Origin of the sequence: Streptococcus sp. HMSC072D03, from assembly GCF_001812855.1 — a bacterium.
GTDB classification, from domain to species: domain Bacteria; phylum Bacillota; class Bacilli; order Lactobacillales; family Streptococcaceae; genus Streptococcus; species Streptococcus salivarius_D.
Map to the genome: position 1 here is coordinate 21,953 of NZ_KV810685.1, position 6,567 is coordinate 28,519.

Genomic DNA, 6,567 nt, shown 5'->3' on the forward strand with positions numbered 1-6,567 from the left:
CTAAGACATAAGTAACATCAAAGCAACAATTAGAATGGCTCCGATAATAAGAACGATGACATTGATATTGAAGAAGAGAATCAAGCTTAGTAAAATCACAAAGGCGAAGGCCGCAAAGAGGTAATTTTTAAGAGGTGACTCTTTGGTCTGAGTCACCGCAACAGGTTCAAAAGGGATTTCCTTTTTAGCTGATAGATTGCTAGCATCAGTGGCCGCCCCCTTCTCAACTTCCGAAGCCTTTCTCTGAGCCTGTCTAAGTTTTCGGTCGTATTGTAACTTCTCATGGTCTGAGAAAAAGATTGAGCGAATCGTGTAGAGCTCACTGCGCAAACGCTCCCCTTCTTTATCCAAGGTACCATTTGTCCAGAGCTCCTCCAGCTCCTCACGTAAAAAGGAAAGAGCCACGAAACAATCTTGAGCCGACATCTCTGGAGAGATGCGGTTACTGACCTCTCTTAAATAGGTCACTTCCTGTCCTGTCTCTGTATCAATTGCTTTGTAGTAGTCTATCATGAGATGAATTTAGCAAAAATAGCTTGAAGTTCTGACAAGTCTTCCTTAACCACTTCTTGGGTTTGGTTGACTTGTGCATTGACTGAAAAGCGTGCCACAACAGTATTACTTCGAGGATCCGATACTGTCACGGTAACAATTTGTTCTGAGTCAAAGGCATAGGTGACTTGTGCCAAGAGCTCGCCTTTCTGACGAGGTTGTGGCACTTGCCCTTCCACTTGTCCCAAAATCTTCACAGCAAATGGATTCTCGTAATTTCCTTCTGTGATACGAAGCTTGAACTTGCTCTGTCCATCCACGACCGCAAAGAGATCCTTAGTAACAGCCAAAGGCAAGACCGAGTTACGTGGAACCACGACACTATTATAGTAGTCACCCACAAAGCTGTAGTTCTTATTTGGATTTTTCTTGAAGAGCAGACCGATTCCCTGAGAGGTCACATCCTTAACAACTACTCTATCTGTCTCAGTTGTCTTACCATCCTGATGTTCAGAGAAGCTAACCTCATTATTGACGATAAGGTCAGCCAAAATAGAAGCTCCCTGTGCCACGATAGTGTCTGGATTAAGGTCAAACTTAGGTTCCAAACCACTCATCAAGCGAATCATTTGACGAATCATTGGCATACGTGTTGACCCACCCACAAGGAGAATATGATCAATCTCTTCCCATTTTAAGCCAGATGCTTGAAGAGTAGACTGCACCTTGATTTCAGTATCTTTGAGGAGGTCCAAGGTAATTTCATTGAAAATCGCTTGAGTAATCAAGACACCGTAACCTTGACCATTGACATAGTGCTCATAGAGAGCTTGGTCATTCACAGACAGACTAGTCTTAATCTGCTCAGCCTTATATTGAAGTTGAATTTTTTCCTTCTCGGAAAGGTTAGTCATATTGACCCCTTGTTTTTCCAACTCCTGCATGATGTAGCCCACAAGACGCTTATCAAAGTCAATCCCACCAAGACGTGAATTCCCATCAGTTGCCAAAATATCATAGGCATGATCAGCCACGCGCATGATGGTAACGTCAAAAGTTCCTCCACCTAGGTCGAAGACCAAGACATTTCCTTGAGCATTTTTAGTGTGGGCATAGGCAATAGCCGCAGCTGTAGGCTCATTGATAATACGCAAGACATTAAATCCTGCGATACGACCAGCATTCTTAGTTGCTGCACGTTGATCTGACGTAAAGTAGGCAGGCACTGTGATAGCAGCATCCTTGATACCATCTGCTTGCCCCATCTCCTGACCAACTACATAAGCGCGTTTACGAAATTCGTTCAAAACCAAGGCAGAAAGAATAATAGAATTGACACGTGTGTGGTCTGGTGTATCACTGGCAATTGGACGCCCAATATCACGTTTAAAGTCAAATTTAAAATTTTCTGTACTTCCGATTTCTGTCCCACGCTCAATGGCTTCCTTACCAAAAGACACATGGTTTTGTCCACCAATATTTGAGAAATAAACCGCTGAACGTAAGACCTGATCGTCATTCGTCCCCATCGGAATAATCTCTGGCATATCTTCACGAACAACAGCCATAACGGAATTCGTTGTTCCTAAATCAATACCAATCGCTTTTTTTCTCATAACAATTTCCCTTCCAGCCTCATTTTGAGTTTACTTGACTATCGCTCCAAGCAGGCATCTGCTTAGATTGTCTCCATTCATCGCTGTCACATAAAACTCCAAAAGAGTAAAGTTATTCCAGTCTAGTTTTTTCACTATACTATAGTATCACAAATAAAGAGACTATAAAACAGGAAAAAAGGGGGTAGGACCGAACAACTTTTTACAAATTGTTCCTTGTCCCACTCCCTTGAGTGTCAATCAATCTGATAGATTGGATGAACTTATAAATACAGAGGATATGATCTTCCTCATTGTCATGTTTAGAGCAACTTCTCTCCTAACTTAATCAATCGAACTCTCACCAACATAAATGATTTCTAAATTCCCCAAGGAAACATCCCCTTTGATGTAGAAGTCCTTGCTAGTCAAGTTGCTAGGATTTTCCTCATGCTGTACAGCTGAGAGAGAATTATCCACATTCACATGTACTCGCCAATCACTAGGCACATAGAGACTAAGACTTCCAAGAGAAACGTCCACATCAAACTGGGCAGATGGCCCCTCAATACGGCAATTATCAAAATAGACGGAAGCCTGTCCTAAACTAACATCTGCACTCCCATGCGTAAATTGCTGGTCATTAAGATACTTGGTCACTGATGAAAAAGTGACATCAATATCATTTCCTCCATTATTAGCGTCTGAACCAGTTACACCCAATCCAAAACGATTCTTTGTTTTACCAGAAGAATTGAAGAGAATGTTCAAGCCAATAACTGCAAGAACAGAAGAAAAAATAACGACCGAATTAGATACTGGAAGAAAATGGAACTGTCCATTGAGTGAAAAAAGAGCCACAATACCATAGGCGAAACCAAGACCAAAATGTCGCTTCAAAAGACTAGAAAGAGATAAAATAGCTAATAAGACCACCCAGGCCAACATCCAAATACTAATTTCCCATTTTATAAAGTAGTCTTGTACAATTACCAAAGCTGCCAAAAGGATCAAGAGGATCCCAATTAATTTCTTTCTCATTATCTTACCTCATTTCGTTTAGTCGTTCTTTTAAAACTTGATAGTAGCGTCTTGATACATGGACCTGCTTGTGGGTCTGATAGAAATTCACCGTGCTGGTCCCTGAAAAAGACTTCTCCAAAGAATAAATCTGCTTAGCATTAACAATCGTCGATTTGGAAATCCGACAAAAGGCAATCGGAAGCAACTCTTCCAATTCGTAGAGTTTTTGCTTCACCTCATAAGCCTCATCCTTAGTATGACCATAAATTTTCTCCCCGTCTGTTTCAAAAAAGAGAATATCTGCCAAATCTAGAAAATATTCACTGCGATCCTTGTAAAAGGCTAAGGGAACTAACTTTTGCTTTAGAATAGACTCTTGGAGCTGGGCTAATTCCTGTGTTAACCGAGGAGCTCGAATCAAGATTTCAGGCTCATCCATGGATGGGTCTAATTCGATTCTAACTTTCATAAGACTCCTTTCCTGTCCTTTTGATGGTTCCATTATAACAAGTGCTTTACACAAAACAAGGCCTTTTGGGTAAGTGGCACGGTTTAGCCCCTAAGAGGTAAAAACAGACAAACAAAAGAACCTGGCAATTACCAGGCTCTCATTTTTAGTGTGGAGGTCTAGCCTCCTATTTGTAATCTGTTCAATGCCAGCTAACTGAGAAAGTAACTGTTATTTCACAGTATCTTCACGACTCACTTTTTGTGATTCACCAGCCTTACCATTGATACGGTAGTCGCTGTAGTTAGAACCACTACTGCTAGAGTCACTATCGTCACCAACATATTCCACATTACATGACCAAGAGATTTTATCCTTGATATCTCCTGATGACTTGAATTTCGAATCATAACCATAATAGAAATCATAAACTGCTGTGAAGGTCACCTTGAAGGTCTTCTCACCAGTCTGAACGACTTCTGTGACGTCAACGTCTGAGAAAGAAATACTATCAGCAGCACGGTTTTTAGCACCCGTAGTGTTTCTATCAATATCAGCCGTTACATCCTTGTACATGGTATCATCAGTACCATTAAGGAAAATGTCGGATACACCATCTGGTGTCGTGTTGTGATTAGAAGCGTAGCTGCCAAATTTACCGTAAGCAGCGGTCAAGAGACGATCTGCCGTATCACGATCAAGAACACCATCAGCATCTAGAGTCACCGTTTGGCCTTCAGAAATTTTCTTAATAGACAATGTCTCTGTCTTGATAGAGCTACCATCTTCGAAATTCTTCTTGACATAAACGGCTGATGATCCAGCTACTGCTACCTTGTTAACATCTAGTTTCCCTGAGTTGAGGGTTCCAATCTTGGTACCACCAACGTAGAGGTCTCCATCCTTAAGATTAGACTTAACAGTAAAGCTGAGATACTCTACAGAGAGATTGACTTCTGTTTTAGAGGTCACATTTTCCTCAGATGAGACAGTGATATCTTGATCATTGACCTTACCAGAAGCCACAAAATTGTAGGTTCCTGGATAGAGATGATTCAATTTAGCCGTGTAGTTATTGCCATCTGTGGTCGCGTAAGAAACCCCGTTAATAGTCACATTCAAATCAGCTGTATTAACAGTCAAATCAACCGTTCCAGGATCTACCACGACTCGCCACTTAGGAAAAATAAGGAACTGACGTCCAACCTTTTGCATACGTTCGCCAGACATGAGTTGGCTCTTGCTATAGGCTTGTGTACTTTTAGTGTCTGTGTACTTGACTTCGGATGTTTTAATTTCCTTTTTAGTATCAGACCATACTTGGTATTCCAAGCTATCTTTAAAGCTCTTCTTAGCTGCTGCTTCATAACGTTCTGCTACTTGACCACGTGAGTAGTAATAAGAACCAAAGCCGTAACCAGCAAGTGCTAAGACTGCTGCAACAACACCAGCAATAATCAGGATTTTCTTCCCTTTAGCCATGGCAGGCTTGGCTGGTTTCGCAGCCTTACCATCTGAGATAAATTGATGGATGGTTGACACATCATAACCTGAAGACTTACCAAGTAGGAATTCCTCAGGAAGAGGTTGACGCCCAACATAGGTTTTAAAAGCCTTCATCCAGATAGCTTGTGCTTCTTTAGAAGCGGCCTCTGAATTTTCTTCAGCTTGAGATACTGGTGTAAGCTCCTCAGTTTCTAAAGGAGTCGTTTCCTCTTCATCACCAAGCGGTACATCTTCAAACACTTCCTCGGCAACGTCATACTCATCCACTTCTTCTGTTGGTTCAGAAGGAGTGGCTTCTTGGTCCAAGCCCATTGCCGCAATGCCTTTAATAGCCTTTAAGTCAAAGTCTGCTTTCTGGCCTTCTTCAATCTCCAAAGCATGGGGCGGACGACCAACTGCCTTTTCAAATAAATCAATCCACTTTTCTTTTGTTGCCATAAAGACTCCTATAAACTTACTTTTTCAAAAAATGCTAGAGGTTTACTTAGATTAGAATAGAAGACCTACTGTAAATGACGACATGATAGCAAATACGATTGCAAACAAGATTGACAAAATCACACCATTCAAAAGTGCTGCCAAAATCATTTGATAGAATTTATCAGCCTTCCACGCTGTTGTTACAGGAACAATTGTAAAGAGATTAGCAATTGCAAATAAGAAGTAAACAACATAGAACAAGAATCCTGGGAAGGCAACAAGTCCAATAGCTCCCAACAAGATTGTTACAAGCAAGATTGGCAAGGCCAATGATGTCAAGCGACCAAAACGGTCAAAGCTATTCAAGAAAGTAGTCTCAGGATCACGGAAGATGGCCTTACGTGTTACAAATCCTGCCAAGATAAAGGCAAAGATAAAGAGGAAGGCAGCTAGGATACTTGCAAAGAAAGCTCCAAAACCAATGCTAGATGTATGACTTGAAAATGAAGATGAGTAACTATCTGTTCCGTAAGAACCAAACATACTAGACAATGCGTTTGTTGTTGATACAACTGGGCTAACAAATTTACGTGCCACAGCGCTCAAGATTGCAAAGAAGGCAAGTCCAGTGAAGAGTGACAAGAAGATATAGTTAAGCCAACCATTGTGTTTCCCATAATCTGTCATGTCAGCTGGACGACGCCATGCATTAAGCAACCATGTCCAGTAGTTTTTGAAAGTTGTCGCAAATGCTGATGGTTGTGCTGGAACAACTACGGCTTGGCCATTGATAAATTGAACGTTTTGACCTGGTTGAAGAGGTTGAGCGTTAGCAAAAGCTGCTTGTTGACCAGCTTGAGCATTGGCAAAACCAGCTTGTGGTTGCGCCGCTTGATTTGGTACTCCTTGTACTGGAGCAGTTTGAGCGCCCGCAAAGGTTGATTGAGGTTGTGCTGCCTGAGCATTTGCAAAAGGAGCTTGCGATTGCGCGTCTTGTGCACTCGCAAAAGTCGGCTGTGGTTGCGCTTCTTGGGCACCAGCGAAAGTTGGCTGTGGTTGCGCTTCTTGGGCACTCGCGAAAGT

General features: G+C 41.8%; 6 protein-coding genes. All 6 read right to left on the reverse strand.

Annotation, left to right across the window (positions count from 1 at the left end; all coding sequences use genetic code 11):
- Entirely contained in the window at positions 1 to 513 is a 513-nt protein-coding gene (locus HMPREF2877_RS07320) for a hypothetical protein (RefSeq protein WP_070579442.1), read from the reverse strand.
- Positions 510 to 2,108, reverse strand: a complete 1,599-nt coding sequence (locus tag HMPREF2877_RS07325; protein ID WP_070579445.1) for an Hsp70 family protein — start codon at positions 2,106 to 2,108, stop codon at positions 510 to 512. Before HMPREF2877_RS07325 ends, HMPREF2877_RS07320 begins: the two co-directional genes overlap by 4 nt.
- A 324-nt stretch (positions 2,109 to 2,432) precedes the next feature.
- Positions 2,433 to 3,128, reverse strand: a complete 696-nt coding sequence (locus HMPREF2877_RS07330; RefSeq protein ID WP_045769177.1) for a hypothetical protein — start codon at positions 3,126 to 3,128, stop codon at positions 2,433 to 2,435.
- A gap of 4 nt (positions 3,129 to 3,132) precedes the next feature.
- Positions 3,133 to 3,579: a LytTR family DNA-binding domain-containing protein gene (locus HMPREF2877_RS07335; protein WP_004183428.1), complete on the reverse strand. Its 447-nt coding sequence runs from the start codon at positions 3,577 to 3,579 to the stop codon at positions 3,133 to 3,135.
- 210 nt (positions 3,580 to 3,789) lie between these two features.
- Positions 3,790 to 5,502: a zinc ribbon domain-containing protein gene (locus HMPREF2877_RS07340; protein ID WP_045769176.1), complete on the reverse strand. Its 1,713-nt coding sequence runs from the start codon at positions 5,500 to 5,502 to the stop codon at positions 3,790 to 3,792.
- A 51-nt stretch (positions 5,503 to 5,553) separates the two neighbouring features.
- The coding region (locus HMPREF2877_RS07345; protein ID WP_176745191.1) for a DUF6574 domain-containing protein at positions 5,554 to 6,567 on the reverse strand (1,014 nt) is incomplete at its 5' end.

Coding starts and splice junctions, on each gene's coding strand:
- HMPREF2877_RS07320 (WP_070579442.1), bottom strand. CDS start 513: ATGATAGACTACTACAAAGCAATTGATACAGAGACAGGACAGGAAGTG.
- HMPREF2877_RS07340 (WP_045769176.1), bottom strand. CDS start 5,502: ATGGCAACAAAAGAAAAGTGGATTGATTTATTTGAAAAGGCAGTTGGT.
- HMPREF2877_RS07325 (WP_070579445.1), bottom strand. CDS start 2,108: ATGAGAAAAAAAGCGATTGGTATTGATTTAGGAACAACGAATTCCGTT.
- HMPREF2877_RS07330 (WP_045769177.1), bottom strand. CDS start 3,128: ATGAGAAAGAAATTAATTGGGATCCTCTTGATCCTTTTGGCAGCTTTG.
- HMPREF2877_RS07335 (WP_004183428.1), bottom strand. CDS start 3,579: ATGAAAGTTAGAATCGAATTAGACCCATCCATGGATGAGCCTGAAATC.